The following is a 26334-nucleotide window of genomic DNA, read 5'->3' on the forward strand; positions in this document are numbered from 1 at the left end:
TTCCCACCGTCGTGTAGGACCTTGCCTTTTCGATAATTGGCGACTTTCGTGCCACTAGCGAATGGGTTCTCGACAGCTATTCGCAGGCATTAATTGATCATTCAGGATGAAAAATCAGCGGATCACTGAATCCTGTTCTCAACGAGTCAGGCCTAGCTGATCCATACGGAATTTAAGGGCCTCAATCGGATCAGAGGGCGGCATTGGGTCATGCCCGTCTTCGTATTTTTCGATGAGCAACGCCAGAGTTTCCAGGTCATCGCCTTCAGGCGAACCAATGCCTGCTCCCACAGCTGCTACACACGAGCGAATGCAGTGATCAGGTCGTCTTGGTTGCGAATTAGCTTAAGGTCCATTCCAAGGTATCCGCGTTGATCTGTTTATCCTGGGCAAAGGTTGCCGACAAATCCGTTACCGGAGTAAGTAAAACGCTAACAAAACATCATTTTTGTGCGAAAACGTTAATTTTCGCGATGAAACACAAATTCCACCCACAAAAAAACCGGCCATCAAGGCCGGTTTTTTCTTTACCTGCATCCCCCGTCAAAAAACAACGTGAGACAAAAATTCGATTGGAGCGGGTGAAGGGAATCGAACCCTCGTTATCAGCTTGGGAAGCTGGAGTAATGCCATTATACGACACCCGCTCAGAGCGGCTGACTTTGTACCAGATGTGCGCGTGGAAATGAAGTTTTTCTTTGCGCGGGATAGCTTTGGCGCAGGTGACACAAGACATCAGACCACGTGACGGTCGTTCGCGGGCAAGCCTCGCGCCTACAGGAATGCGTTCAACACTGTAGGGCGAAGCTTGCTCGCGATGACGCTGTTTCAGATGGCCAATGCATGTTGGTCCTGGACGTAGTGGTAACGCGGTCGGCTGGTGTGTTGTGCCGGTTTCAGGAAGCCCATCAGTGCGTCGCGGCTGTCTCGGCAGGCGGCTTTGTGTTCCATGTCGAGAAAGTGGCCGGTGGCCTGCAGGGTGCTGAAGGTGGCGTTTTGCACGTGGTTGGCGAACAACCGGGCGCCATCGGCGGCGGTGTATTCGTCCCATTCGCCGTTCATGAACAGCACTGGCACGTTGATTTTCTCTGCCGCTTTGAGAAAGCACTGGCGGTCGCTATGGAGCAGGTCGCTGATGTGGAAGTGCATCTGCCCGTATTCATGCTCGGCGAGCGAGCTGACGTGGCGATAGTTGAAACGCTTGAACAACGTCGGCAGGTGTTTGCCGATGGTGCTGTTCACCAGGTTGCCGACCCGATCCCCATCCCGACTGCCGAGGTAATCAATGCCGCGCTCAAGGTAATCGAGCATGTGCGCGTTGATCTCCGGGGAGAACGAGCTGATCACGGCTTTTTCGATGCGCCGTGGCTGTTGGGCCAGGGCGACCAGGGTCGCGGCGCCACCCCAGGAAAACGACAGCACGTGTTCGGCGGCGAAGTGGTCGATCAGCTCCAGGAGGATCTGCCCTTCGACTTCCTTGGTCAGCAATTTCTCATGCAGGTTGTGGGCTTTTGACTTGCCCGCGTAGGGCTGGTCGTAGCAGACCACATTGAACTGCGGGTGAAGGTTTTTCACGGTTTGTGCAAACGACGCAGTCGTGGCCATCGAGCCGTTGACCAGAATTATGGTCTTCTCTGCGGCGTCTGCGCGATAGAACTCCGTGTAAACCCGATACTGACCCTGTATATCCAGCACAGCGATTTCTGGCCTCATGTCATAAGACTCCAAGCAAGCGGGTATGCGCGCAAATGAGATTGCACGAGCTTTGTGACAGGTAGGCATACGCCTTGAATTTGGAGGCCCATGTCGATCCAGTGCAGTCCGGTCGACGGGTATTGTTATTGGCGGGCAGTCTGCCGGTCTGAGGCGGAACCTGAGGGTTCTCTAACCGGCAAAAAGTTTCTTAGAAGTATGTTGTGACTCGTCGGTCACATTTCGGCCGACGTCCTGATTCAAGCAGGGGTCACGTCATCGCGCAAGTGTCATTCGTAAATTGTTCGACAACTTCTGCTGAGCGGTAGGCTGCTTAGATCAAATGGATCTCTTCGGTGCGCAATGCTCGGTACTCGCCCGGTTTCAGCGCATTATCGAGCACCAGCGGGCCCATGCTTTCGCGGTGCAGGCGCAGCACTTTGTTGTCGAAGTGGCCGAACATCCGCTTCACCTGATGGTACCGGCCCTCGACGATGCTCAGTCGCGCCGCTTTCGGCCCGAGTACGATCAGCTCGGCCGGTTGCGTGGTGAGGTCTTCGAACGCGAAGTACAGACCCTCGGCAAATTTCAATGCGTATTGCGGGCCAATCTCCTGCTCGGTCTCGACGTAATAGACCTTCGGCAGTTTGGTCTGCGGCTGAGTCAGGCGCCGCGACCAGCTGCCGTCGTTGGTGATCAGCATCAGGCCGGTGGTGTTGAAATCCAGGCGACCGGCGATGTGCAGGTCATCGCTGTCCGGCTCATGGATCAGGTCGAGTACGGTCGGATGCTCCGGGTCGCGGGTGGCGCTGACGCAGCCGGGCGGTTTGTGCAGCATGAAGTAGCGTGCGGGCTTGCCGACTTGCAGGACTTCCCCGTCGACCTCGACACGGCTGAACTCGAGCACTTCGGCATGCGGGTCGCTGACGATTTTTCCGTCAACCTGAACGCGCTTTTCCACCAGCAACAGGCGTACCTGCTTACGGTTGAAGCGCGGCAGGTTGCTGAGGAAACGGTCAACGCGCATGGCTGGGGATCGGTTGGAAAGGGGCCGCGTATCTTACGTGATCGGCCGGGCGGCTGCTTACAACTGCGCCTCGACCTCGGCGCAGCGCGGGCACAGGCAGGATTTGTCGCGCAGTTCGGCTGGCAGCGCTTCAAGCACAGCGGGGTCGATACTGACGCCAAAGCACCAGCACGCCTGATCGACGGTGCGCGGGTCGGCCAGGGTGCAGGCGTTGGCGGCGCCGCAGGCGGGGCATTGGTCTGGCTTGTTCATGCAGGACTATTCATAGCTGGAGTGAGGCAATTCCACGCAGGTTCGGTTACGGCCGGCCTGTTTGGCCCGGTACATCGCATGATCGGCCCGGGAGAGCAGGGTGTGCAAGGTTTCATCGACTTGCAAGGTGGTGAGGCCGATGCTGACGGTCAGCTGCAGTTCCTTGCCGTCGTAGGCATAACGCTGTTGTTCGACATGTTGACGAATTTTCTCGGCGATCATCAGACCGGTCTCACCGTCGGTGTCCTTGAGCAGCACGATGAACTCTTCACCTCCCCAGCGGCAGACGATGTCGGAGTGCCGCAGGCAACTCTCCAGATCCCGCGCGAAGCCGATCAGCACCTGATCGCCGGCCAGGTGGCCGTAGGTGTCGTTCAAAACCTTGAAATGATCCAGGTCCAGCAACATCGCGGTCAGCGGCTTGGGCTCGCGCCGGGCTTCGAGCATGGCCTGCGCCGCCAGAAGGTCGAAGCCACGACGATTCGGCAGTTCGGTCAGGCTGTCGAGCGTTGCTTGTGCCTGGATCTTGCCTTGGTAGCGCTTGATCACGCGGTTGAGCAGCAACAGCACGATCAGCGTGACAAGCAGACAAATCAGCAGATTGAGGTACAGCGACTGGCGAATTTCACTGAGGGCGCCGTCCTCGCGCTTGTCGACAAACAGATACCAGTTCAGCTCAGGAATGAACCGCACGTTGAGGAAATGGCCCTGGCCCTGGACGGAATATTCGTAGCTGCCGCTGTGGGGTTTTGGCAGCTGGCTGACCAGGTCCTTCATGTAATCGAGGTCGCCGAGCTTCTGGCCGATGTGCGCGCCTTGCGGGCCACCCTCGGCGCCCGTCAGCACCAGGCGGCCGAAGTTGTCGACGAAATACACGCTGCGCTGGTAACGCTGTTGGTATTTGTCGATCAGCTTGATCACCGCATCGACCGTCAGACCAACGCCGGCAGCGCCGATGAAACGGTTGTTGTAGTCATAGACCTTGTAGTTGATGAAGAAGGTCAGGTTGTCTTTGTTGGCGAGGTCCGGGTCGACATTGATCTCATAGGGATCGGCCATGTCGCGGACACGGAAATACCAGGCATCGCGAGGTTCCGTGGACTTGACCTGTTTGAGCACGCCTTTGGCGTGGTAGTAGGTGAGGCTGGTGTTGGAGACAAAAAATGCCGTGTAGGCGCCGTAGTGGGTCATGACCTCGTTGAGGTAGCGAGTCATTTTCTCGGCGTCTTGCTCGCCGTTGACCACCCAGTCACGCATGAAGGTGTCGCGGGACATCATCGAGGAAATCAGGATCGGTCTGACAAGGTCTTTCTGGATTTCCGAGTAGACCGTGTCCGAGGTCAGCGGCAGCTCGGTGTTGACGATGCTGTCACGGATGGACGCTCGCGAGGCGTAGTAACTGAGGAAAGAGGTCGCGAGAAAGCCTGCGCCCAACAACGCGATGAGCGTCAGGACCAACGAACGTTGCGAATACAGCGGCGAGTGAAGCGGCATGGCGATTCCGTCGGCAGTGACCCAATGGCAGGCATTCTAATGGCACTGCGGGGAAAATAACTGCTCTATGTGCAGCGCGAATGATTGTCCACACACGCCTCCTGCGGGAGCTTGATCATTCCCATGCTCCGCGTGGGAATGCATCCTGTGACGCTCTGCGATGGGACGCGGAACGTCCCGGCCAGCATTCCCACGCAGAGCGTGGGAACGATCATTTGGCGAGGTAAGCACGCCATCCGCCTAAATGGCTGATATTGGCGGCCCCCTCCAACCCATACGCTTCACAGATAAACCCGCTCTCCCAACGCCCGTCCGCCAGTTGCACCTTGCCCAACCCCAGCGGCGCAGGAATCCCCGTCAGAAAAGAGCCCAGTTCACTGCTCGGCAATTCCCAAACCTCCACCGCAATCGCCACGCCGCCATCCTTCACCCGCACCATCCCCGGACGAAACGGCGGACCGCCGGCCAACGCATACAGCTGATAATCCGGCGAACTGTAAGTCGTCTCAACCAACCGAGCCCCGCGTCGCTTCAGTTGCCAGTTCAACGCCAACCCATCCAGATGCGCGCCACAGACCACCAGTCGTGCGCGATCATGGCGAGCGACAGTCGTCGGTGCAGGCTCAGCCGAGCGGCGCTGCAGGGAATCCGCCACCCCCAACAAATACTGATCGGTAAATGCCCGGCCAAACACGGTCACACCCCAGGGCAAACCATTGCCCATGAAGCCGCTGGGCACGGCGACGGCCGCGTAATCGAGCAGGTTCATGAAGTTGGTGTAGTAACCCAGTTCCGAATTGCGCAGGACCGGTTCGGCGTCCAGTTCCGCCGATGTGACAGGGCGGCCGATGGTGGGCGTGACGACACAATCAAGATTTTCCAGCGCCTTGTCGCACAACGCCTTCAAGGCTTGCAGCCGATATTGGGCGCGGAACGTCTGCACGCCCGTCACCGCCGGCGCCTTGGCCAGCACCGCGCGAATCACCGGCAAAACGGCTTCGGGATTCTGCTCCATCAACTCGCCGGCCACGCTGTAACGCTCGGCCACCCACGGGCCTTCATAGAGCAAACGCGCCGCTTCGAGGAAAGGCGACAGATCCAGTTCCACAGCTGTACCGCCCAGTGCCTTGAGCCGATCGATGGCATCACCGAACAACAACGGGCCTTCAGGGCAGCCGAAGAATTCCAGGTCCTGCGCACGCGGGACGCCGAAACGGAACGGACGCGGCGTACCGAACGCCGACCCGTCATTCCACAGCGGGTTGCTGCGGCTGTATTCATCTCGCGGATCGAGGTGCGCGGTCAGCGCCAGCAACTGGCTGGCCTCCCGAGCCGTTGCGGTGAACGTTGTCACGCAATCGAGCGTGCGACAGGCCGGCACCACACCCGCCGTGGAGATAAGCCCTTTGGTGGCTTTCAATCCCACCAGATTATTCAACGCCGCCGGCACACGTCCCGATCCTGCCGTGTCCGTACCCAACGAAAAACTCGCCACGCCCAGCGCCACCGCCAGCGACGAGCCGGCGCTGGATCCGCCCGACGGATACTCCGGCAGCACGCTGTTCGGGCACGCGCCATACGGCGAGCGACTGCCGTTCAACCCGGTTGCGAACTGATCAAGGTTGGTCTTGCCCAGCGGAATCGCGCCCAGCGCCAGCAACTGCTCGACGATGGTCGCCGAGCGTTCCGGCACATAGGCAAACGCCGGGCACGCGGCGGTGGTGGGAATGCCCGCCAGGTCGATGTTGTCCTTGATCGCAAAGGGCACGCCGTACAGCGGCAGGCTGTCGAGGTCGCCACCGTCGAGCGCGGCGAGGTACGGTTCCAGTTCCTCGACACTGAGCAAGTGGATGAACAGGTGATAATCCGGGTTCAGCGCTGCGGCTTTGTCACGCAGGCCCAGCAGCAATTGGCGGGGCGTGATGTTGCCGACGCGATAAGCGCTACGCAGGGCGTCGAGTTGCAGATTGATATTCATGGCGTCATTCCTTTTCAAAATGGGTTCAGTCGAGTTCCAGCACCACGACGCGCTGTCCGGCGCGCACCGCCGAACCCGGTTGCACGCGGACCTCGCGCACCACGCCGGCCATGGGCGCGAGCAGCGGAATTTCCATCTTCATCGACTCCAGAATCACCAGCACATCACCGGCGACAACCCGGCTTCCGGTCTGGACCTGAACCTGCCAGAGGTTGCCGGCGATGTGGCTGTCGACGCTCATTTCGTTGCTGGCGAGTGGTGCGTCTTCGGTGGCTTCGGGGGCTGGTTCCTCGCTGTCGAAATGCGCCTGGCCACTGGCGATCCAGCGCTCGCGTTCGGCGTTGAACGCGCCTTTTTGCTGATCGCGAAACGCCGCGATGGTATCGGCCTCTTTCGTCAGGAAGGCCTGGTAATCCGCGAGGTTCAACTGACTGTGTTCGATGTTCAAATCGAAGCGCCCGAGCGGGAAGTCCCGACGGATGCGCAGCAGTTCCTCGGCGCTCACCGGGTAGAAGCGGATCTGATCGAAAAAGCGTAGCAGCCACGGTTTGCCGTCGAACGCGGCGACTTCGCGATAACGGTTCCACATCTGCAACGTGCGACCGACAAACTGATAACCGCCGGGGCCTTCCATGCCGTAAACGCACATGTAGGCGCCACCGATGCCCACCGAGTTTTCCGCCGTCCAGGTGCGCGCGGGGTTGTATTTGGTGGTGACCAGGCGATGGCGCGGGTCGAGCGGGGTGGCGACCGGTGCGCCGAGGTAAACGTCGCCCAGGCCCATCACCAGATAGCTGGCGTCGAACACCGTGCGCTGCACTTCGTCGAGGTTCGGCAGGTCGTTGATGCGACGGATGAACTCCAGATTGCTTGGGCACCACGGGGCGTCTTTGCGCACGGTGGTCATGTATTTTTCGATCGCCAACTGACAGGCCGGGTCGTCCCAGGACAGCGGCAAATGCACGATGCGCGACGGCACTTGCAGGTCCCGGGCGGCGCACACGGCGTCCCATTCACCGGCGACAATGCCGAGCAGGTCGGCCAGCGGCAGTTGTTCGGGTTGGTAGTGGATTTGCAGCGAACGAATGCCCGGTGTGAGGTCGATGACACCGTGCAGGGTTTTGCTTTCCAGGGCTTGCATGAGGGCGTGGGCGCGGAAGCGCAGGACCAGGTCAAGTTCAGGTGCGCCGATTTCAAGGAGAAGGTGCGTATCCCCCGACAACCTCGCAACCAACCGCGTATCCCCCTGACCCAACTCCAAAACAACAGGCGACACAATCCCTTGTAGGAGTGAGCCTGCTCGCGATAGCGGTGTGTCAGTCACATCAACGTTGGCTGTACCGCCGCCATCGCGAGCAGGCTCACTCCTGCAGGGGGTATTCCATTTCAGGGCCAGGTTGCGGGCGGTTTTGAGATCGACGGGGTGGAACTGAATCTTGTCGCCAGCCTTGAGTTGCCCAAGCTGCCAAAGGTCCGCCTCAATCACCGTCACCGGGCAGACAAACCCGCCCAGGCTCGGACCATCCGGCCCCAAAATCACCGGCATGTCCCCGGTGAAATCCACCGCACCAATGGCATATGGATTGTCATGGATGTTCGATGGATGCAGCCCCGCTTCACCCCCATCGGGCCGAACCCATTCAGGCTTCGGCCCGATCAATCGCACGCCGGTGCGGCTGGAGTTGAAGTGCACTTCCCACTGGGTCGCGAAAAAGGTGCCGATGTAGTGCTCAGTGAAATATTCCGGGGCACCGTGAGGGCCATAGATCACCCGGATCTGCCGCACGGCAGGTAACTCGGTGACGTGGTCCAGTTGTTGACCGACGCGGCTGTCGATCAAGGCAGGCACATGCAACACATCGCCCGCCCGCAACGCACGACCACCATGTCCACCAAACTGTCCGAGGGTGAAGGTGCTTTTGCTGCCCAGATAATCCGGCACTTGCAGGCCACCGCGGAGGCTCAGATAGCTGCGAGCTCCGGCCCCGGCAATCGTGCCGAGGCTCAGCGTAGCGCCCGCTGGAATCAGCAACGCCGTGTTCATCGCGACGGTTTCACCGTTCAACGTCAGCGGGATGACGGCCCCGGTCACCGCCACCACGGCCTCGCAGTTGAAGCGCAGCAACGGCCCGCTCATGGTGATTTCCAGCGCCGCGGCGCCTTCGTCATTACCCAGCAGAAGATTGCCCAGACGCAACGCGCGACTGTCCATCGGCCCCGACGGCGGTACACCTACCGCCCAATAACCGAGACGGCCGGGATAGTCCTGAACGCTGGTCTGAGTCCCTGCGCTGAGCACTTCAAAGGTGTTGGCCTGATACACCAGGCCTTCCAGGCAACGGGTCCACGGCTGGCCGCTGGCGAACGGCGCATCGAGCAGAATTTGCCGCAGGTAATCGCGGTTGGTTTCCACGCCGTACAGCAGGCTGTCACCCAGCGCCTGATGCAGATCCGCAGCGGCCTCTTCACGGGTCGGCGCCCAGCAGATGACCTTGGCGATCATCGGGTCGAAGTACGGCGGGATCTCGCAACCGGCTTCGACCCAGGTGTCGATGCGCAGCTGTTTGCCGTCGGCAGCAGGGAAGTTCACGGCGGTCAGCAAACCTGGGCTCGGCTGGAAATCACGGCCCGGATCTTCGGCATACAGCCGCGCCTGAATCGCATGACCGTCGGCTTTCAAGCCTCGGCTCAAGTCGCTCAATGGCGGCAAATCACCGGCTGCCAGTTCCACCATCCAGCGCACCAGGTCCACGCCCCACACTTGCTCGGTGACGCCGTGCTCCACCTGCAAACGAGTGTTCACTTCCAAGAAGTAGAAGCGCTGATCTTCGCTGTCGAAGACAAATTCCACGGTGCCGGCGCTGCGGTAATTCACCGCTTTCGCCAGTTTGATCGCCGCCGCGCAGAGTTCTTCAGCCATGCCTTCGGGTAAGTTCGGCGCGGGAGTCTCTTCGAGGACTTTTTGATTGCGGCGCTGCACCGAGCAGTCGCGCACGCCGAGGGCAATCACGTCGCCGCGACCGTCGCCGAACACCTGGACTTCCAGGTGGCGGGCGCGCTGGATGTACTTCTCGATGAACACGCCGGCGTCGCTGAAATTGTTCTGGCCGAGGCGTTTGACCGCTTCGAAGGATTCACTCAACTCGGCCGCGCTGCGGCACACGCGCATGCCGATGCCGCCACCGCCCGCCGTGCTTTTGAGCATCACCGGGTAGCCGACCTGGTCGCCGGCAATCAGCGCCGCGTCGAGGCTGTCGAGCAGTTCGGTGCCTTCGAGCATCGGCACGCCGTGTTGCTTGGCCAGGGCGCGCGCGGTGTGCTTGAGGCCGAACACGCGCAGTTGCTCCGGCGCCGGGCCGATGAAAGCGATGTCGGCGGCTTCGCACGCTTCAGCAAACGCAGCGTTTTCCGAGAGAAAACCGTAGCCGGGGTGGATCGCCGTGGCGCCCGAGGCTTTGGCGATGGCGAGAATTTTATCGACGGCCAGATAGGTGCCGGCGGCGGCGCCTTCCCCGAGGCTGTGGGCTTCATCGGCCTGCAGGATGTGCAGGCTCGCGGCATCCGCTTCGGAGTAAACGGCAACGCCCTTGACCTGCACGTCACGCAGGGTGCGCAGGATGCGGCAGGCAATGGCGCCACGGTTGGCAATCAGGACTTTTTCGAACATGGCATAGACCCCGGAGGGGATGCGGGCCGTCCCGCAGTTTTTCGATGAGCGCCAGGGTCGTCCCCGACGGCAGAATCACTAACCTTGAAAACACCACTGAACCCCTGTGGGAGCGAGCCTGCTCGCGATAGCGGTGTGTCAGTCAACATCGATGTTGAATGTGCTGACGCCATCGCGAGCAGGCTCGCTCCCACATTTGGATTGAGGTGTTCTTACTTTTTGAGGCACTGCCCGGAACGGGCCTGGCACAGGGTGAACAACCACCGCCGCAACCGCGCGAATTTCAGTTCCATACCAAAAGCTCCGCAGGAGTGGGGTTGTAGGCGTTGCACGGATTGTTCAGTTGCGGGCAGTTGGAGATCAGTACGATCACGTCCATTTCGGCGCGCAGGTCGACGTATTTGCCCGGTGCCGAGATGCCGTCTTCAAAGGTCAGCCCGCCGTCGGCGGTGACCGGCACGTTCATGAAGAAGTTGATGTTCGGTCCGATGTCGCCTTTGCCCAGTCGCCCGTCATGCACGCAGGCGCGCAGGTAGTTGTCGCGGCAACTGTGCATGTAGCGTTTCTCCAAGGCGTAACGCACGGTGTTGCTCTCTTGCGCGCAGGCGCCGCCGAGGGTGTCGTGACGCCCGCAGGTGTCGGCGACGATGGTCAGCATCGGCTTGCCGAGGTTGGAATAAAGCACGCTGCCGGTACTCAGGTAGACGCTGTTCTGCCGGCGCAACGTGCGCTGCACGTCATAGCGTTCCTTCGGATTGGCCACGCTGTAGAACAAGGTGTCGACGGCCTGGTTACCTTCCAGGTCGAGGATGCGCAGGGTCTGGCCGGCCTTGACCTCCATCAGCCACGGTTCGCCGGCCGGGATGGTGGCGCGGTAGACCGCAGTTTCAGGCGACTGTTGAGCGGTAGCGATTGCAAGTGACATGGCAGCGATCCTCAGGCGAACAAACGGTCGGTGTTGATGAAGCCGCGCTCGTTTTCCGGGCGCGAGGTGCGGCAATGTTCGGCGACGCTGGCGTCGGCGTTCATCCAGCTGAGCTTCAGGGGTTTGGGGGCGTAGTCCGGCGATGGGTCCGTCGGATGCTGCAACGCGGTGAGCACCACCAAGGTGTCCATCGGCGCGTACAACTCGATGTAATCGCCGGCCTTCGAGTTGCCTTCGACAAAGTGGAAACGTCCGGCTTCATCGACGTTGACGCGGCTGAACAGGTTGAGGGTCATCAACAGATCCGACAGGCCCAATCCCCACTTGCCCAGTTCCACCAACAGGTTGTCGGCGCCGTTGCGGAAAAAGCCGTTGCGCAGTTCCTGATAACGGCCGGCGCCGTATTTTTCCGCGACTTCTTCAGCGCAGAGCACGCCGCCGAGGCTGTCGCTCCAGCCACAGGTGTCGGCGGTGATCGCGGCGAGCACGCGGCCCATGTCCGAGTAGAGGCAATGGCCGCGGGTGAGCTTGGCGGTGTGTTGGCATTTGAGGCTGTCGGGCAGGTTCAGGCGTTCGGTTTTTTCATTGGCATTGAGCAGCGTCAGGCTGACGTTGGCGCCGCCACGCAGGTCGGTCAGGCGCAGCAACTGGCCGCGTTTCAACACGAACGAACGATGGCCGCCGCCAGGGAGCATTTCTTCGGCGAAGGGCGGGAACAGCTGGGTCGAATCAGTCATTTCAAAATTCCTCTAAGCGATACGAAGCGTGCCCGCCAGCGCAGCCGGCAAGGCATCGACGGCGGCGCGGTTGACGCGGCGGTCGCTGTTCAAAGGGATGTCGTAAGTGATGCGCGCGCCATAGGCACCGGGGGCGTGCGGGTCGACGCGGACCTTGTCGAACACCAGTAAACGAGTGCCGAGGCTGAAACCTTCGGACAGGTCATGGGTGACCATGAACACCGTCAGTTGCGTCTCGCGCCACAGCTCCAGCAGCAAGGCGTGCATGTCTTTGCGGATGCCCGGATCGAGCGCGCCGAACGGTTCGTCGAGCAGCAACACGCGGGGTTTCATGATCAGCGCCTGGGCGATGGCCAGCCGTTGTTGCATGCCGCCGGACAGCTGCGCCGGGTACTTGTCCAGCGAATGGCCGAGGCCGACCTTGTGCAGCAGCGCTGAGGCCTGTTCGCGGGCGTCTTTTTTTGCACTGCCGAACAAGCGCCCGAGCAAGGGCGAGCGCGGCAGTTCGAGGCCGAGGGCGACGTTATCGAGCACGGTCAGGTGCGGGAACACCGAGTAACGCTGGAACACCACGCCACGGCTGGAATCCGGTTCGCCAGCCAGCGCCTGACCGTCCAGCAGAATCTCGCCGCGACTGGCGCGTTCCTGGCCGAGTAACAGGCGCAGGAAGGTCGACTTGCCGCAACCCGACGCGCCGACCAAGGTGCAGAATTCACCTTCGTTGACGTTCAGGTTCAGGCCTTCGAGCACGACTTGATCGGCGTATTGCTGCCAGACGTTTTTTACCGTGATGAAGCTCATGCGCGGGCTCCTTCATACCAAGGGAACGCGCGTTGGGTCAGGCGTTTGAGGCCCCAATCCATCAACCAGGCGAGCAGGGTGATCCACACCACGTAAGGCAGAATCACGTCCATCGCCAGGTAGCGGCGCACCAGAAAAATCCGATAGCCGAGGCCGTCGGTGGAGGCGATGGCTTCGGCGGCGATCAGGAAAAGCCACGCCGAGCCGAGCATCAAACGCAGCGAGATCAGCAGACGCGGCAACAGTTGCGGCAGCACCACGCGCAGCATCAATGTCCAGGTCGACGCGCCGAGGGTCTGGGCCTTGATCAGCAACTCGACCGGAATTTCCCGGGCGCGCTGTTCCAGATCACGGGCCAGGCACGGGGTGATGCCGATCACGATCAGCATCACTTTCGACAATTCCCCCAGCCCGAAGACGATGAACAGAATCGGCAGGATTGCCAGTGGCGGCACCATCGACAACACCGTCAGCAACGGCGACAACGGCGCGCCGAACAGCGGCAACGTTCCGGCGGCGATGCCCAGGCACAGCCCGGCCAGCGCACTGATGCCGAGGCCGATGGCCAGGCGGCGCAGGCTGGATGCGGTGTCTTGCCACAACAGGTATTCACCGGTGCGGGTGTCGGCAGTGAACGCCAGGCGTTTCACCGCGTCGGTCATCTGCACGGCGCTCGGCAATAGCTTGTCATTGGGGTTATCCGTCAGCCGCTCGGCCGAGCCCATGAAGTAGGCGAACAGCACCAGGGCGAACGGCAGGATCACCAATAGCAGACGACTCGGGCGATCCGGGTGGCGATTGATCAGGCGCATGGCCAGTCCTCCGGTTTACAGCTTGGCGTCAGCGGCCATCTGCACGTAGGTCGGGTCGAAGCGCAGCTTGAGGTTGGTCTTGTCGCCGCTGGTCACGCCATTGGCGAAGGCCATGCCGATGGCGCTGGTGTCTTTGGCGCCTTCACCCAGCAAGCCGTGCTGGAACGAAAACTCGGCGACCTTGCGCATGGTTTCCGGCAATTGCTTGCTGGTGGAGAAGTCCAGGGCTTCCTTGGGCGTGGCGAACAATTTGGTGGTGTCGAGTTGCGACTGGAAACCGGCCAGGTCGGTGCCCGAAGCTTTGGCCATGTGTTCGAGTGCGACCTTGCTGGCGGCGTTTTTTGCGTTCATCAACGCGACCACTTCGAACCAGGCGCCAGTCAGGGCTTTGCCCAGGGCCGGGTTGTCTTTGAGGGTGGCGCTGTTGACCACCATCATGTCCATGATTTCGCCGGGGATCTGGCTGGAGTTGAAGACTTCGGTCACCCCGGGCTTGGCCTTGATGTCCGACAGCATCGGGTTCCAGGTGGTGACGGCGTTGACCTGATCGGTGTTGAAAGCGGCCGAGATATCGGCGTCCGAGGTGTTGACCACTTTCAGGTCTTTCTCGGTGAGGTCGACCGAATCCAGCGCTCGGGCCAGCAGGTAGTGCGACACCGACAGTTCGACCAGATTGACGTCCATGCCCTTGAGGTCGGCGACCTTCTTGCCGTCGCCTTTGAGCACGATGCCATCGTTGCCGTTGGAGAAGTCGCTGACGATCAGCGCGGTGCTGTCGACGCCACCGGCCGCCGGAATGGTCAGCGCGTCCATGTTGGTCATGGTGCAACCGTCGAACTGGCCGGCGGTGTACTGGTTGATGGATTCAACGTAGTCATTGAGCTGCACCACATCGATTTTGATGCCGTACTTCTTCGCCCATTTGTCGACGATGCCTTGGCTGCCGGCGTATTCCCAGGGCATCCAGCCGGCGTAGATGGTCCAGCAGACGCTGAAGTGGTCTTTTTGAGCGGCGTGGGACGGGAGGCTCACGAGGGCTGCGAAGGCAGCGGCGAGCAGGGCGGGTAAACGAAGCTTGAGCATGGGTGGTTCTCCAGTTGATCAAGGGCGGGCAGGAGTCAACGCAGCACCGCGAACGGTGGCTTGTCTCCCGGGCTTTTGTCCCGCCGTGTAACCTCAACTGGAGGTCGCCAACTCTCGGACCAGCCACTCGCCTTAGCGAGCCGGAACCCTAGTCAGCCATTGCAAATTGTGGTGCCGCGAACCTTGTGATGACTCCTGCACGGGTTTGCTAAAGCGAGAGCCGTGCCAAGTTGGCTTGAGGGCTCTAGGGTAGGGGATTGCGCGATGAGCGCGTGGGGCAGGCGAGGCGGTGCTGCCTTGTGATGGTGCGCAGGTGCACCGCTATGGGACGTCGTGGCCGCTGATCTGAAGGTCCGCACCCTTCGGCACTCGCCCCGGCATTGCCAGTCAAATGGATGTCAGCCGGCCTGTTGCGGCTGTGGGTCTTTCAGGAGGCCGCCATGTTTCGTCGACTGTTGTTCGGTATGGTTCTCGGTCTTGGGCTATCCGGCTGCTATTACTACGCCGGTGGTTACGATGTGTATTCCGCGCCTTATTACTACCCCGGCTATTCTCCCTATTCCTATTATTACGGCCCACGTTATTACTACGGCCCGCGCTTCTATGGGGGCTATCGCTACTACTATTGGGGCGGGCACGGGCCACGTCATTACGGCGGTGGATACCGCGGTGGCCACCATTAATCAGCGGGTGAATAGATGAAAAACCTTTCATCGGCTACTTGTTTCAATCTGTTTCAGGAACGCACCAGATTTGGAAAGCGATGTCTGATCTTTCGACAGTCACCGAATAATTGACTGTCGCCTGCCAGCGTCGCTGGTATGGCTCACTCGCGGTCCAGGAGGCCGCCATGCTCTGTCGAAAACAGCTCCACCGAATTCTTCTGATTGCAGTATTGGGATTGTCTCTTGGTGCGTGCGTGCCCTATTCCGATGGAGGAGGCAGCTACTACCGTTCCGATGTCTATACCTCGCCAGCGCCCACCTATTATTCCGGTGGCGGACCTTACTATTCAGGTGGCGGCGGTTACTACACGCAGCCGCGCCGCTACTACGCGCCACCGGCGCGGTATTACCAGCCAACGCCGCGGTATTACCACCAGCCGCGGGTTTATCAACCGGCCCCTCGTTATTACCAGTCGCAACGGGGCGACTACCGGGCCCATGGTTGGGACGGCCGTAACCGCGGCGGTTGGAGCAACGATAACCGTGGCCATGGCGGACGCAACAATCACGGCGGACGAGGCGACCATAACGGTCGCGGCGATCACGACGGCCGGGGTGGCCGTCGTTAACCTCATCAATTAAACGCGATACCTGTGGGAGCGAGCCTGCTCGCGAAGGTGGTAGGTCAGGCGACATCAATGTCGACTGACACGCCCCCTTCGCGAGCAGGCTCGCTCCCACATTTTTTAGTATTCCGACAGATCGGCCAGCGGATGCCGACCTTCCCAGACTTTATGAAAGTGCGCCTCTACCACCGCATCCGGCACGTTATTGATGTCAGGCCAGTGCCAGTGCGGCTTCTGGTCCTTATCAATCAATCGCGCCCGAACCCCCTCGCTGAACTCCGGATGACGGCAGCAGTTGAGGCTTATCGTGTATTCCATCTGAAAGACCTGCGCCAATGACATGTGCCGGGCGCGGGCGATCTGTTCCCACACCAGATGAGCGGTCAGGGGCGAACCTTCGGTCATGGTCTTCGCCGCTCGACTTAATAGCAGATCCGAATGGTCGCGCAGAGCGCTGATGGCTTTCCAGGCGCAGCGCACATCGCTGACATCCAGCAGTTCATCGATTTGCTGGCGTCGAGGCAGCCACTGCGCGGCGGGCATTTGCGCGACGGCTTCCTGCTGCAAGGCCTTGAGCAGACTATTGAGCTGCATTGGCGTCTGTTCCTGCCAATTCAATTGCAGCAAGCCTTCGATCAGCTCTTCTTGCTGTTCATCGAGCAGGAAACGGTCAGCCAGGCCCAGGTCGATCGCATCACGACCGTTCATGTGAGCGCCGGTCAGCCCCAGAAACAGCCCGAGCTTGCCGGGCAGGCGTGACAGAAACCAACTGGCGCCAACGTCCGGATACAGACCGATACTGATCTCCGGCATCGCCAGGCGGCTGCTCGGCGTGACAATCCGGATGCTTGCGCCTTGCAGCAACCCCATGCCACCGCCCAGCACATAACCATGGCCCCAGCAGATCAGCGGTTTGGGGTAGGTATGCAGATTGAAGTCCAGGCGATATTCCGCAGCAAAGAAGTGCGCGGCCAACGGCGGCACTTCACCGGGGTGAGCGCGGCAGGCTTCGACCAGACTGCGCACTTCGCCGCCGGCGCAAAAAGCCTTGGCGCCGTTACCGCGCAGCAGAACGCAGACGATTTGCGGATCCTTGGCCCACGCGTCCATCTGATCGCGCAGGGCATTGATCATCGGCAAGGAGAGGGCGTTGAGCGACTTTTCGGCATCGAGGCTGGCGATGCCAATGCGCGCACCGTCGGTGCCGGTGAGTTCTTCGAAGTGCAGATTCATCGTGACCTCGATAGTGAAATTGAGCGTTCAGTATGATCGCTGTACAGGAAAGTGCCGGATCTGCGTCAGATCAATTGACAAGTGTGGTGGGCTTTCCTAGGGTTCGCCCCATTGTTTTTGCCGGATGTAACCATGACTGCTGATGACCGTATCAAACTCGAACCGGGCTGGAAGGAGGCACTACGTGCCGAATTCGACCAGCCCTACATGGCAGAGTTGCGTAATTTCCTGCAGCAGGAGCGCGCGGCGGGCAAGGAGATTTATCCTCCGGGCCCAATGATTTTCAACGCCCTTAACTCCACGCCGCTGGACAAGGTCAAGGTCGTCATCCTCGGTCAGGACCCGTATCACGGCCCGGGACAGGCCCACGGGCTGTGCTTCTCGGTGCAACCGGGTGTGCCGGCGCCACCGTCGCTGGTAAACATCTATAAAGAGTTGAAACGCGACCTGAACATCGACATCCCCAACCACGGCTATCTGCAGAGCTGGGCTGATCAAGGCGTGTTGATGCTCAACACCACCATGACGGTCGAGCGCGCCAACGCCAATGCGCACAAGGACAAGGGCTGGCAGTTTTTCACGGATCGAATTATTGAAGTGGTCAGTCAACAGCAACCACATCTGGTGTTCATGCTGTGGGGCGCGCATGCCCAGAGCAAACAGAAACTCATCGATGCCACCAAGCACCTGGTGCTGACGTCGGTGCACCCGTCACCGCTGTCCGCTTATCGCGGTTTTCTGGGGTGCGGGCATTTCAGCCGGACCAACAAGTTTCTTGAACAGAATGGCGAAACGCCGATTGAGTGGCGGTTGCCGCCAGTCTAAAAAAGCTTCGCGGGCAACCCTCGCTCCTACAGGTCCTGCACGAATCTGTAGGAGCGAGGCTTGCCCGCGAAGAAGGCGACTCGGTCCTCAGTCTGACTCAGGCTCGCGATTCCAATACCTGAACAACGGCTCCGCCAGAAACAACACAAACAACAACCGCATCACCTGCATCGCCGTCACCAGCGGGACGGACAGTTGCAAGGTCTCCGCCGTCAGGCTCATCTCCGCAATGCCGCCAGGCATCATGCCCAGCGTCAGCGAACGCAGATCCAGATGCGTCAGCGCACTCAAGCCCAGTGCCGCCGCCGTAGCGATCAGCATGGTCAAAATCGTGCCGACCAAGGTCCGTCCCATAAAAGAGGGCGCCCGGCGGAAAAACTGCCGATTGAAATGACAACCCAGGCCGCTGCCAATCAGCCATTGGCCGATCTGGCTCCCGCCATGGGGCAAGCCGATGTGCAAATCCCAACCGATGCTCACCGTTGCACTGACCAGCAACGGCCCGAACAGCCACGGATTGGGTTGACGAAGACGTTCCCAGAGCCAGGCCGCCAAGGCGCCCGCCGGGAAGAGAAGCGCCAGCCACCACCAATTGACGGCGGAGGGATGAAAAATCGGTGTGCCGCTGCCCAGCAAATACTTGAAGGCTGCCGGCACGCAAAGCACGACGACCAGCACTCGCAGACTTTGCCCAGCCGCGACTCGACTCAGCACCGCGCCATTACGCGCGCCGAGGTTGACCATCTCCCCGGAGCCACCTGGCATGCTGGAAAAGAAGGCGGTAGCGCGATCCTCCCCGGTGCGCCGCATCAACCAGACCCCGACCACGGCGGACAGGCTGGTGATCAACGCACCGAAGAAAATCAGGCCGAAGTGACTCAACACCTGCTCCATCACCACTGGGGTGAAATGCAGGCCGATGCCGATCCCGACGATCCATTGGCCGCACTTGCGGCCACCAGGGATTTCCGCCAATTGCCAGGGTGTCAGGCAGCGCACCAGGATGATCGCCAGCAACGAGCCAACCATCCACGGCAGCGGCCAGCCGACCAGACTGGCCAGGTAACCGCCCAGCGCGCCGACCAGCGGCGTACCCCACCAGGCGTTGAAAGGTGGTCGATCAGACATCGGCGATGGCGCGTTGAGCAGCCGAACGTTTACGCCAGATCCGCAGGATCGGCATCAACAGCATGATCGCCGTCAGGACCCAGCAACCGAACGTGATCGGGCTCGACCAGAGGATCTCCAGCGCACCGTTGGAGATCGACAGCGCACGGCGCAGGTTTTGCTCCATCAAGCCACCGAGGATGAAGCCCAGCAGCACGGGCGACAACGGGAATTCCAGCTTGCGCAGGATGTAACCGAAGATGCCGATGCCGATCATCAGGAACAGGTCGAAGGTGGTGGCGTGCACCGCGTAGACGCCGATCCCGGTAATGATCGCGATCACCGGCACCAGCGCCCAGTTCGGCACGGCGAGGATGCGGGTGAAGATGCGGATCATCGGGATATTGAGGATCACCAGCATGACGTTGGCGACGAACAACGAGGCGATCAGGCCCCAGACGATGTCAGGTTGTTGCTGGAACAACAGCGGGCCGGGCGTGATGTTGTACAGCGACAGCGCGCCGATCATCACTGCTGTGGTCCCCGAACCTGGAACGCCGAGGGTCAGCATGGGCACCAGTGCACCGCAGGCTGCACCGCCGATGGCGGTTTCCGGGGCGGCGAGGCCGCGCATGTCACCTTGGCCGAAGGTGCCCTTGGCGCCGGCGATACGCTTCTCGGTCATGTAGGCCACGGCGCTGGCGAGGGTCGCGCCCGCACCCGGCAACACGCCCATGATGAAACCCAGCAAGCCGCAACGGATGTTCACCATGAACACCGCCGAAGCCTCCTTGACGTTGAACATCATTCGGCCGGTCGCTTTCACCGCTTCCTGACCGCGATGGGTCTTCTCCAGCAGCAGGAGGATTTCGCTGATGGAGAACAGGCCCAGCACCAGCACCACGAACTGAATGCCGTCAGTCAGATGGATGTTGTCTCCCGTGAAACGGTACACGCCGCTGTTGGCATCGATCCCGACGCTCGACAGAAACAGACCGATGAGCGCGGCAATGAACGTTTTCAGGGGACGATCACCGGCCATGCCGCCGAGACAGACAATCGCAAACACCATCAGCACGAAATATTCTGCCGGACCGAAGGCAATCGCCCATTTCGCCAGCAACGGCGCGAACAGCACCATGCCGCACGTGGCGATGAACGCACCGATGAACGAACTCCATGCCGACAACGACAGGGCCACACCGGCCATGCCTTTGCGGGCCATCGGATAACCGTCGAGGGTGGTCATGACAGTGGACGCTTCGCCCGGAATGTTCAGCAGGATCGAGCTGATCCGGCCGCCGTATTCGCAGCCCAGGTAAACCGCCGCCAACAGGATCAAAGCCGACTCCGGTGGCAGGCCCAGGGCGAACGCGATCGGGATCAACAACGCCACGCCATTGATCGGGCCCAGGCCGGGCAACAGGCCGACCACGGTACCGATCAGGGTGCCGCAGAGTGCGGTCACCAGGTTATACGGGGTCAGCGCGACGCCGAAGCCCTGACCCAAATAGCCAAGAGTATCCATATCAGTTCTCCAGAACGTCGAGTACGCCCAAAGGCAGTGGCACGTCCATCAACTTGTCGAACAGCAGGTAAAGACCGATGGCCATCAGGCTGATGATCACCGCGCTCGGTAGCCAGCGGCCGCCATACAGGCGAGCCATGGGGACGCCGATCAGGATGCTGGCGACGATGAAACCCAGGGGTTCGAAGGTGCCGGCGAACACCAGCAACAGCACCACACAGATGCCGATCTTGATCAGCGTTTCGCGGTCCAGTTTTGGGTCATCGTCGCTGTGGATGATCGGCGTCGGCCGAAACACCATGTACAGCAGGCCGAGCCCCATCAAACCGAGCATCAGTAGCGGAAACGCGCGAGGGCCCACCGGTTCGTAGGAAAAAGCCGCCTGGTACGGCCAGGCCATCAGTGCCAGGCCAACACAGGCCAGCAACAGCACCGAAGCAAAAATGCGTTGTAAGAGCATGGGAAACTCCTGTGCCACGGCCCCGCAAATCGGGGCCGCAGCCGCTAGACAGAGGCGATCACTGGATCAGGCCGAACTCTTTGGCCAGCACTTTGTAGTCCGCGACCTGCTTCTTCACGTAGGTGTCCAGCTCTGGGCCGGTCATGGCGAACGGGAAGAGTTCACGTTGATCGCGCAGCTTGGAGAAGTCTTCGGACGCCAGCAGTTTGTCGAAGGCGGCTTTCCACCAGGCGTAGTCTTCGTCGCTGACCTTTGGCCCGAGGTAGAAACCGCGAACCACTGGCCAGACGATGTCGTAGCCTTGCTCCTTGGCGGTCGGGATGTCTTTCATTTCCGGCTCGTCCAGGCGCTTCTCGGCGAATACGGCGAGCAAGCGCATGTCACCGCTCAGGATGTGCGGCATGGAGTCGGAGATGTCGGTGCTGCCGACCTGGATGTGGCCGCCGAGCAGGGCGGTGGCGATTTCACCGCCGCCTTCAAGGGCGACGTAACGCAGGTCGCGCGGGTTGATCCCGGCGGCCTTGGCAATCAGCGCGGTTTGCATCCAGTCCTGGCTGCCGACGGTGCCGCCGGAGCCGATCACCACTTTGCTTGGATCTTTCTTCAGTGCTTGCACGAGATCGTCGAGTGTCTTGTAAGGCGAATCGCTTTTTACTGCGATGGCGCCATAGCTGGTGCCGACGGCGGCGAGCCAGCGAACATGGGTTTCATCGAAGCGACCGAACTTGCCCTGGGCCAGGTTCAGCAGCGAACCGCTGGACCACGCTACCAGCGTGCCGGCATCGGCCGGACGCTGAGCAACCACCGCGTTGTACGCCACCGCGCCGACACCGCCGGGCATGTAGGTCACGCGCATCGGTTTGGTCAGCAGTTTTTCGTTCACCAGCGCGCTTTGCGCCAGTTTGCAGGTCAGGTCGAAACCGCCGCCTGGCGAGGCCGGGGCGATGCATTCAGGGCGTTTTGGCTCGGCCATCAGTTGGCCGGCGAACAGCATGCAGCTGGCGGCGAGGGCGAAACGGCGCAGTGATCGATTCATTGTTGTCTCCACGGGAGTTTTTGTTTTTGGGGATGTTTCAGGTGCGGCGGATTCGCGTCGTGCAGCCGGTAGGAGCGCTGACAAACGTGAACGAGAGGGATTGAAAAAACGGGTGGGACGGGCAAACCTGAAGCTGTCTGGCCAGCATGGTGCAGTACCTCGTTATTGTTCTTATTGGCGAAAACGCATCGAGGCGTTTTTCGGGAGCTACATTTCAAAGCACGATCGGGTGGCCTGCAGTCGAAACCATCCATGGGGCGACTCTAACGGGCTAACCTTTCGCTAACCTTTCAGTTGGCTTTCACAGTTTTCAGGCTTCACAGCGGCGGATGCGGCTGTAAACTCCGCGCCAAAGAATGGCGTCGACCATCCCTGAATGAGGTAAAGATCCATGCGTGTCCTGCTCGTCGAAGACCATCTGCAGCTCGCCGAAAGTGTCGCCCAGGCGCTCAAGAGCACCGGGTTGACCGTGGATGTGCTGCACGACGGCGTGGCGGCCGACCTGGCCTTGAGCAGCGAGGAGTACGCGGTGGCGATCCTCGATGTCGGTCTGCCGCGCATGGATGGTTTCGAAGTGCTGGCGCGCCTGCGGGCCCGGGGCAAGAACCTGCCGGTGCTGATGCTGACCGCGCGCAGCGACGTCAAGGACCGGGTGCACGGGCTCAACCTCGGTGCCGACGATTACCTGGCCAAACCTTTTGAACTGACCGAACTCGAGGCCCGGGTCAAAGCCTTGTTGCGGCGCAGCGTGCTGGGCGGTGAGCGTCAGCAGCGCTGCGGCGTCCTGGCCTATGACCTGGACACTCGGCGCTTCACCCTCGGTGAAGAATTGCTGACCCTGACCTCTCGCGAGCAGGCAGTCCTCGAGGCATTGATCGCCCGGCCCGGTCGGGTGATGAGCAAAGAGCAACTGGCCGCTCAGGTGTTTGGCCTCGATGAAGAAGCGAGCCCGGATGCCATCGAAATCTACGTCCACCGCCTGCGCAAGAAACTGGATGGCCAACCGGTCGCTATCGTGACCTTCCGCGGCCTCGGCTATTTGCTGGAAAGCCGCGATGCATAAGCCCAGCAGCCTGCGCTGGCGATTGTTGTGGAACCTGGCGCTGTTGTTGGTGGTGTTAATGCTGGCCAGTGGTTTGAGTGCGTACTGGAATGGCCGCGAAGCCGCTGATACCGCCTATGACCGGACCCTGCTGGCGTCGGCGCGGACCATCGCCGCCGGTGTGTCCCAGCGCGATGGCAGCCTCAGCGCCGACGTGCCCTACGTGGCCCTCGATACCTTCGCCTACGACAGCGCCGGTCGGATCTTCTACTTGGTCAACGACATCAATCAGAAGCTGATTTCCGGTTACGAAAACCTCCCTCCGCCGCCCCCGGGAACGCCGCGTACCGATGACTATCCGGCGCTGGCGAGCTTCTATAACGCTAAATACCGAGGGCAGAATGTGCGCGTGGTGAGCCTGCTCAAGCCGGTGAGCGAGCCGAACATGAACGGCATGGCGGAAATCCGCGTGGCAGAAACCGACGAGGCGCGGGTCGCGATGGCTCGCAGTCTGGCGGCGGACACGTTGCTGCGTTTGGGCATGTTGGCCATCGGCGCGTTGCTGATGGTGTGGTTTGCGGTCAGCGCGGCGTTGCGCCCGCTGGAGCGCTTGCGCACGGCGGTGGAAGAGCGTCAGTCGGATGATTTGCGGCCGTTGCCGCTGGTGGAAGTGCAGCATGAGTTGTGGCCGCTGGTGCGCGCACTCAACCACTTTACCGAGCGACTGCGCGGGCAGTTCGAGCGGCAGGCGCAGTTTATTGCCGATGCCGCCCATGAGCTGCGCACGCCGTTGGCGGCGCTCAAGGCGCGACTTGAACTGGGCCTGCGTTCAAACGAACCGCAAACCTGGCGCAGCACCCTGGAAACCGCTGCCCAAGGCACGGATCGCCTGACTCACCTGGCCAATCAATTGCTTTCGCTGGCGCGGGTAGAGAACGGGGCCCGGGCGATTGCCGAGGGCGGCGCGCAGTTGTTGGACCTGAGTCAGTTGGCGCGCGAACTGGGCATGGCCATGGCGCCGTTGGCCCATGCCCGCGGCGTCGCCCTGGCGCTGGAGGCGGACGAGCCAGTGTGGCTGCGCGGCGAACCGACGTTGCTGAATGAACTGCTGAGCAACCTGGTGGACAACGCCCTCGCTCACACGCCGCCGGGGGGCAATGTGATTCTTCGGGTCACGGCGCCGGCGGTGCTGGAGGTCGAGGATGACGGGCCGGGGATTCCCGTTGATGAGCGGGATCGGGTGTTCGAGCGCTTCTACCGGCGCAACCAGCAAGTGGCCGGGTCCGGGCTGGGGTTGGCGATTGTCGGTGAGATTTGTCGCGCGCACCTGGCACAGATCAGCCTGCACGATGGTGAGTCGGCGGGGTTGAAGGTACGGGTGAGTTTTATTGCGGGGGAGTGAACACTTTACCTGTGGCGAGAGGGCAAGCCCCTCGCCACAAAGATCAGTAAAACATCGACCGCGACTCTTCCAGATCCCGGCACATCGCCTCATTCTCCGGGTCGATCCCCAGTTTCTTGAACGCCGGCACGCTGAACACATCGATACGGGCCAGCGGGTGGTCGGTGTCCTTGTGGCAATACAGGCTGGCCACCTGAACCAGATCGACATAATCGACCCGCTCGGACTGGCGTTTGAAGTCCAGGTACAACCCCGGCAACTGCACCAGCATTTCCGGGAATTCCCAGACCCTGAGCAGTTTGTCGCCGATCAAGGGATGAATGCGATCGATGACATGGTTGAGGCTGACCGCATCAGACAGCAATTCGTAATGGTCTTCGGCGTAGGTCAGGATAGGCAGTACACCAATCTGATGCACCAGCCCGCCAAGGGCTGCCTGATCTGGTTTGAGTTGTGTGTAACTGCGGCACAGCGCGTAGCTGACGCCGGCGATTTCCAGGCTTTTACGCCAGACATCGCGCATTTTCTGCGCCACCACTTCAGAGCGGGCGTGGAAAATTTGCTCCATCACCAAGCCGATCGCCAGATTACTGCTGTAGTTGACGCCCAACCGTGTGATCGCCGTGTGCAGGTCAGTCACTTCCTGGGTCGCGCGCAGCAGCGGGCTATTGACCACTTTGATCAGACGCGCCGACAACGCCGTGTCACGGCCGATCACTTTACTCAGGGTGCTGACACTGACTTCCGGGTCTTCAGCGGCCTTGCGAATCTGCAGGGCCACTTCCGGTAACGTTGGCAGAACCAGGTCATCGTTATCGATGGCCTCAACCAAATCCTGTTGGACCTTATCCGCCAGCTCGCTCATTTCTTTTCTCTAGGGTGTTACAACAAGTGCTGCGGTTAACGCTGGATTTCGCGATCGCGATCCAGTTGATAAGGCAGGTCGAGCAGGTGCAGGGCCGGCCCTTCGAGGGTGCCCAGATGAATGTCGCCACCTTCTGCTGCTTCGGCTTGCAGCACGGCCAGGAGTTCAATGTTTTGCCCGGCGCTGGCGGCCAGCACCACTTCGCCGATAGAACTGCCGTGTGACGGGGAAAACAGTGGCGTGCCAGGCTCGGGCAATTCTCTGGCATCCAACGTCAAGCGATACAAACGACGCTTGAGTTTGCCCAGGTACTGCATGCGCGCGACGATTTCCTGGCCGGTGTAGCAACCCTTTTTGAAACTCACACCACCGACGGCTTGCAGGTTGAGCATCTGCGGGATGAACAGCTCGCGGGTGCTCGGCATGACCTGGCCGATCCCTGCGCGGATCTGGCCCAGCAGCCATTGATTCAGAGTGCCTTCGGACAGCAGGGCGGACAGCTTGCTTTTGATGAGGTCGGCCTGATCGGCGGCGACCCACAGTTCGGCGCGGTCCGGCGAGACACGAATGGCGATCAGACTTTCATGACGCACGACGCTGTCGGTGTCTGCCGGCAACTCAAGACCCAGGCTGCTCAGTGCGGCATCGCCATGATCGAGTCCGAAGCGGACCCAGGCGGCGCTTTCATCTGTCAGTTTGGATTTGGAGAACACGGCGTACTTTTTCAGGTCCGCCAACTGCGGCTCAAGCAGCTCGCTGGCCATCGCCAGCAGCACGCCGTCACCTTCCAGCACGATACGGAAACTCGATTGCATCCGGCCTTTCTGCGTGCAGCGTGCGCCGAGGCTGGCCTGGGTATCGCTCAGGTAATTGAGGTTGCAGGTCAATTGGCCTTGCAGGAATTTGCTGGCGTCCGCGCCGCGGACTGCAAGAACGCCTTCATGGGACAGGGTGCAGAAAAAAGCAGAATCGGCCATGGGTCATCGCAGGGTAAAGAGTCTGGGGGACATCATAAGGGGGCGCTCTCGAAATGGGTAGTTCACAAAGGTCGATGGCGCCCGACCAAAGCCGAGTGTT

General features: G+C 60.8%; 23 protein-coding genes, 1 tRNA gene, 1 pseudogene and 1 riboswitch. Of the genes and pseudogenes, 5 read left to right on the forward strand and 20 right to left on the reverse strand.

Features of this window, described 5'->3' with window-relative positions; all coding sequences use genetic code 11:
• Nucleotides 1-144: 144 nt before the first annotated feature.
• The 13 genes and pseudogenes from FBY01_RS31815 to FBY01_RS10985 all read right to left on the reverse strand — a co-directional run.
• Nucleotides 145-356, reverse strand: a pseudogene (locus tag FBY01_RS31815) (type II toxin-antitoxin system HigA family antitoxin); the annotation flags it as partial.
• A 217-nt stretch (nucleotides 357-573) separates the two neighbouring features.
• Nucleotides 574-647: transfer RNA gene (locus FBY01_RS10925), tRNA-Gly, on the reverse strand.
• A 181-nt stretch (nucleotides 648-828) separates the two neighbouring features.
• Nucleotides 829-1713: an alpha/beta fold hydrolase gene (locus tag FBY01_RS10930; protein ID WP_145307415.1), complete on the reverse strand. Its 885-nt coding sequence runs from the start codon at nucleotides 1711-1713 to the stop codon at nucleotides 829-831.
• A gap of 313 nt (nucleotides 1714-2026) precedes the next feature.
• Nucleotides 2027-2719: a pseudouridine synthase gene (locus FBY01_RS10935; RefSeq protein ID WP_010462322.1), complete on the reverse strand. Its 693-nt coding sequence runs from the start codon at nucleotides 2717-2719 to the stop codon at nucleotides 2027-2029.
• Nucleotides 2720-2776: 57 nt separating this feature from the next.
• Nucleotides 2777-2971: a cysteine-rich CWC family protein gene (locus FBY01_RS10940; RefSeq protein ID WP_010462319.1), complete on the reverse strand. Its 195-nt coding sequence runs from the start codon at nucleotides 2969-2971 to the stop codon at nucleotides 2777-2779.
• Nucleotides 2972-2977: 6 nt separating this feature from the next.
• A complete protein-coding gene (locus FBY01_RS10945) occupies nucleotides 2978-4465 on the reverse strand; it encodes a sensor domain-containing diguanylate cyclase (protein ID WP_102594109.1) in 1488 nt (495 codons plus the stop codon).
• A gap of 211 nt (nucleotides 4466-4676) precedes the next feature.
• Nucleotides 4677-6443 (reverse strand): allophanate hydrolase, encoded by a 1767-nt coding sequence (atzF, locus tag FBY01_RS10950; RefSeq protein WP_145307413.1) that lies wholly within the window; start codon nucleotides 6441-6443, stop codon nucleotides 4677-4679.
• 25 nt (nucleotides 6444-6468) lie between these two features.
• Nucleotides 6469-10110, reverse strand: a complete 3642-nt coding sequence (gene uca / locus FBY01_RS10955) for an urea carboxylase (RefSeq protein ID WP_145307411.1) — start codon at nucleotides 10108-10110, stop codon at nucleotides 6469-6471.
• Between the two features lie 283 nt (nucleotides 10111-10393).
• The gene (locus FBY01_RS10965; protein WP_077749606.1) at nucleotides 10394-11035 is read right to left on the reverse strand and encodes an urea amidolyase associated protein UAAP2; all 642 of its coding nucleotides are present in this window, start codon (nucleotides 11033-11035) and stop codon (nucleotides 10394-10396) included.
• An 11-nt stretch (nucleotides 11036-11046) separates the two neighbouring features.
• The gene (locus tag FBY01_RS10970; RefSeq protein WP_145307409.1) at nucleotides 11047-11772 is read right to left on the reverse strand and encodes an urea amidolyase associated protein UAAP1; all 726 of its coding nucleotides are present in this window, start codon (nucleotides 11770-11772) and stop codon (nucleotides 11047-11049) included.
• A 12-nt stretch (nucleotides 11773-11784) separates the two neighbouring features.
• Nucleotides 11785-12573 (reverse strand): ABC transporter ATP-binding protein, encoded by a 789-nt coding sequence (locus FBY01_RS10975; protein WP_010462305.1) that lies wholly within the window; start codon nucleotides 12571-12573, stop codon nucleotides 11785-11787.
• Complete coding sequence (locus FBY01_RS10980) at nucleotides 12570-13385, reverse strand: ABC transporter permease (RefSeq protein WP_077749608.1); 816 nt, start codon at nucleotides 13383-13385, stop codon at nucleotides 12570-12572. The genes FBY01_RS10975 and FBY01_RS10980 overlap by 4 nt, the downstream gene beginning before the upstream one ends.
• Nucleotides 13386-13400: 15 nt before the next feature.
• Complete coding sequence (locus FBY01_RS10985; RefSeq protein ID WP_145307407.1) at nucleotides 13401-14468, reverse strand: putative urea ABC transporter substrate-binding protein; 1068 nt, start codon at nucleotides 14466-14468, stop codon at nucleotides 13401-13403.
• A gap of 62 nt (nucleotides 14469-14530) precedes the next feature.
• Nucleotides 14531-14631, reverse strand: a riboswitch (guanidine-I (ykkC/yxkD leader).
• 277 nt (nucleotides 14632-14908) lie between these two features.
• Here FBY01_RS10985 and FBY01_RS10995 point away from each other — a divergent pair.
• Nucleotides 14909-15151 (forward strand): hypothetical protein, encoded by a 243-nt coding sequence (locus FBY01_RS10995; RefSeq protein WP_083374831.1) that lies wholly within the window; start codon nucleotides 14909-14911, stop codon nucleotides 15149-15151.
• Nucleotides 15152-15318: 167 nt separating this feature from the next.
• The gene (locus FBY01_RS11000; protein WP_083374830.1) at nucleotides 15319-15762 is read left to right on the forward strand and encodes a hypothetical protein; all 444 of its coding nucleotides are present in this window, start codon (nucleotides 15319-15321) and stop codon (nucleotides 15760-15762) included.
• A gap of 117 nt (nucleotides 15763-15879) precedes the next feature.
• Here the strand turns inward: FBY01_RS11000 and FBY01_RS11010 are convergent, their stop codons facing one another.
• On the reverse strand, nucleotides 15880-16992 hold the full coding sequence (locus FBY01_RS11010) for an enoyl-CoA hydratase/isomerase family protein (RefSeq protein ID WP_145307405.1): 1113 nt from the start codon (nucleotides 16990-16992) through the stop codon (nucleotides 15880-15882).
• Nucleotides 16993-17124: 132 nt separating this feature from the next.
• On the opposite strand from FBY01_RS11010, the gene ung reads away from it, so the two are divergent.
• A complete protein-coding gene (ung, locus tag FBY01_RS11015) occupies nucleotides 17125-17817 on the forward strand; it encodes a uracil-DNA glycosylase (RefSeq protein WP_010462292.1) in 693 nt (230 codons plus the stop codon).
• Nucleotides 17818-17904: 87 nt separating this feature from the next.
• Here ung and FBY01_RS11020 read toward each other — a convergent pair whose 3' ends face one another.
• Genes FBY01_RS11020 through FBY01_RS11035 form a run of 4 tightly spaced genes read right to left on the reverse strand, consistent with a single transcriptional unit; the run spans nucleotide 17905 to nucleotide 21948 of the window.
• Entirely contained in the window at nucleotides 17905-18945 is a 1041-nt protein-coding gene (locus FBY01_RS11020; RefSeq protein ID WP_083374829.1) for an AbrB family transcriptional regulator, read from the reverse strand.
• Complete coding sequence (locus FBY01_RS11025; RefSeq protein ID WP_145307403.1) at nucleotides 18938-20452, reverse strand: tripartite tricarboxylate transporter permease; 1515 nt, start codon at nucleotides 20450-20452, stop codon at nucleotides 18938-18940. Before FBY01_RS11025 ends, FBY01_RS11020 begins: the two co-directional genes overlap by 8 nt.
• Before the next feature lies 1 nt (nucleotide 20453).
• Nucleotides 20454-20912: a tripartite tricarboxylate transporter TctB family protein gene (locus tag FBY01_RS11030; RefSeq protein ID WP_010462287.1), complete on the reverse strand. Its 459-nt coding sequence runs from the start codon at nucleotides 20910-20912 to the stop codon at nucleotides 20454-20456.
• A gap of 58 nt (nucleotides 20913-20970) precedes the next feature.
• On the reverse strand, nucleotides 20971-21948 hold the full coding sequence (locus tag FBY01_RS11035) for a tripartite tricarboxylate transporter substrate binding protein (protein WP_145307401.1): 978 nt from the start codon (nucleotides 21946-21948) through the stop codon (nucleotides 20971-20973).
• 391 nt (nucleotides 21949-22339) lie between these two features.
• Here FBY01_RS11035 and FBY01_RS11040 point away from each other — a divergent pair, with 391 nt between their 5' ends.
• The gene (locus FBY01_RS11040; protein ID WP_007898613.1) at nucleotides 22340-23011 is read left to right on the forward strand and encodes a response regulator; all 672 of its coding nucleotides are present in this window, start codon (nucleotides 22340-22342) and stop codon (nucleotides 23009-23011) included.
• Nucleotides 23004-24392, forward strand: coding sequence for a sensor histidine kinase (locus FBY01_RS11045; RefSeq protein WP_010462282.1), 1389 nt, complete (start codon nucleotides 23004-23006; stop codon nucleotides 24390-24392). Before FBY01_RS11040 ends, FBY01_RS11045 begins: the two co-directional genes overlap by 8 nt.
• A gap of 43 nt (nucleotides 24393-24435) precedes the next feature.
• Here FBY01_RS11045 and FBY01_RS11050 read toward each other — a convergent pair whose 3' ends face one another.
• On the reverse strand, nucleotides 24436-25257 hold the full coding sequence (locus tag FBY01_RS11050; RefSeq protein WP_145307399.1) for an HDOD domain-containing protein: 822 nt from the start codon (nucleotides 25255-25257) through the stop codon (nucleotides 24436-24438).
• A 35-nt stretch (nucleotides 25258-25292) separates the two neighbouring features.
• Nucleotides 25293-26234 carry a folate-binding protein YgfZ gene (locus FBY01_RS11055; RefSeq protein ID WP_145307397.1) on the reverse strand — a complete coding sequence of 314 codons (942 nt, stop codon included), beginning with the start codon at nucleotides 26232-26234 and terminating at the stop codon, nucleotides 25293-25295.
• Nucleotides 26235-26334: the final 100 nt, after the last annotated feature.

The organism is Pseudomonas sp. SJZ077, assembly GCF_007993905.1.
GTDB lineage: Bacteria > Pseudomonadota > Gammaproteobacteria > Pseudomonadales > Pseudomonadaceae > Aquipseudomonas > Aquipseudomonas mandelii.

Excerpts from the sequence above, each read along its gene's own strand:
- FBY01_RS10930 (WP_145307415.1), bottom strand. The coding sequence starts at position 1,713 with ATGAGGCCAGAAATCGCTGTGCTGGATATACAGGGTCAGTATCGGGTT.
- FBY01_RS10935 (WP_010462322.1), bottom strand. The coding sequence starts at position 2,719 with ATGCGCGTTGACCGTTTCCTCAGCAACCTGCCGCGCTTCAACCGTAAG.
- FBY01_RS10940 (WP_010462319.1), bottom strand. The coding sequence starts at position 2,971 with ATGAACAAGCCAGACCAATGCCCCGCCTGCGGCGCCGCCAACGCCTGC.
- FBY01_RS10945 (WP_102594109.1), bottom strand. The coding sequence starts at position 4,465 with ATGCCGCTTCACTCGCCGCTGTATTCGCAACGTTCGTTGGTCCTGACG.
- atzF (WP_145307413.1), bottom strand. The coding sequence starts at position 6,443 with ATGAATATCAATCTGCAACTCGACGCCCTGCGTAGCGCTTATCGCGTC.
- uca (WP_145307411.1), bottom strand. The coding sequence starts at position 10,110 with ATGTTCGAAAAAGTCCTGATTGCCAACCGTGGCGCCATTGCCTGCCGC.
- FBY01_RS10965 (WP_077749606.1), bottom strand. The coding sequence starts at position 11,035 with ATGTCACTTGCAATCGCTACCGCTCAACAGTCGCCTGAAACTGCGGTC.
- FBY01_RS10970 (WP_145307409.1), bottom strand. The coding sequence starts at position 11,772 with ATGACTGATTCGACCCAGCTGTTCCCGCCCTTCGCCGAAGAAATGCTC.
- FBY01_RS10975 (WP_010462305.1), bottom strand. The coding sequence starts at position 12,573 with ATGAGCTTCATCACGGTAAAAAACGTCTGGCAGCAATACGCCGATCAA.
- FBY01_RS10980 (WP_077749608.1), bottom strand. The coding sequence starts at position 13,385 with ATGCGCCTGATCAATCGCCACCCGGATCGCCCGAGTCGTCTGCTATTG.
- FBY01_RS10985 (WP_145307407.1), bottom strand. The coding sequence starts at position 14,468 with ATGCTCAAGCTTCGTTTACCCGCCCTGCTCGCCGCTGCCTTCGCAGCC.
- FBY01_RS10995 (WP_083374831.1), top strand. The coding sequence starts at position 14,909 with ATGTTTCGTCGACTGTTGTTCGGTATGGTTCTCGGTCTTGGGCTATCC.
- FBY01_RS11000 (WP_083374830.1), top strand. The coding sequence starts at position 15,319 with ATGCTCTGTCGAAAACAGCTCCACCGAATTCTTCTGATTGCAGTATTG.
- FBY01_RS11010 (WP_145307405.1), bottom strand. The coding sequence starts at position 16,992 with ATGAATCTGCACTTCGAAGAACTCACCGGCACCGACGGTGCGCGCATT.
- ung (WP_010462292.1), top strand. The coding sequence starts at position 17,125 with ATGACTGCTGATGACCGTATCAAACTCGAACCGGGCTGGAAGGAGGCA.
- FBY01_RS11020 (WP_083374829.1), bottom strand. The coding sequence starts at position 18,945 with ATGTCTGATCGACCACCTTTCAACGCCTGGTGGGGTACGCCGCTGGTC.
- FBY01_RS11025 (WP_145307403.1), bottom strand. The coding sequence starts at position 20,452 with ATGGATACTCTTGGCTATTTGGGTCAGGGCTTCGGCGTCGCGCTGACC.
- FBY01_RS11030 (WP_010462287.1), bottom strand. The coding sequence starts at position 20,912 with ATGCTCTTACAACGCATTTTTGCTTCGGTGCTGTTGCTGGCCTGTGTT.
- FBY01_RS11035 (WP_145307401.1), bottom strand. The coding sequence starts at position 21,948 with ATGAATCGATCACTGCGCCGTTTCGCCCTCGCCGCCAGCTGCATGCTG.
- FBY01_RS11040 (WP_007898613.1), top strand. The coding sequence starts at position 22,340 with ATGCGTGTCCTGCTCGTCGAAGACCATCTGCAGCTCGCCGAAAGTGTC.
- FBY01_RS11045 (WP_010462282.1), top strand. The coding sequence starts at position 23,004 with ATGCATAAGCCCAGCAGCCTGCGCTGGCGATTGTTGTGGAACCTGGCG.
- FBY01_RS11050 (WP_145307399.1), bottom strand. The coding sequence starts at position 25,257 with ATGAGCGAGCTGGCGGATAAGGTCCAACAGGATTTGGTTGAGGCCATC.
- FBY01_RS11055 (WP_145307397.1), bottom strand. The coding sequence starts at position 26,234 with ATGGCCGATTCTGCTTTTTTCTGCACCCTGTCCCATGAAGGCGTTCTT.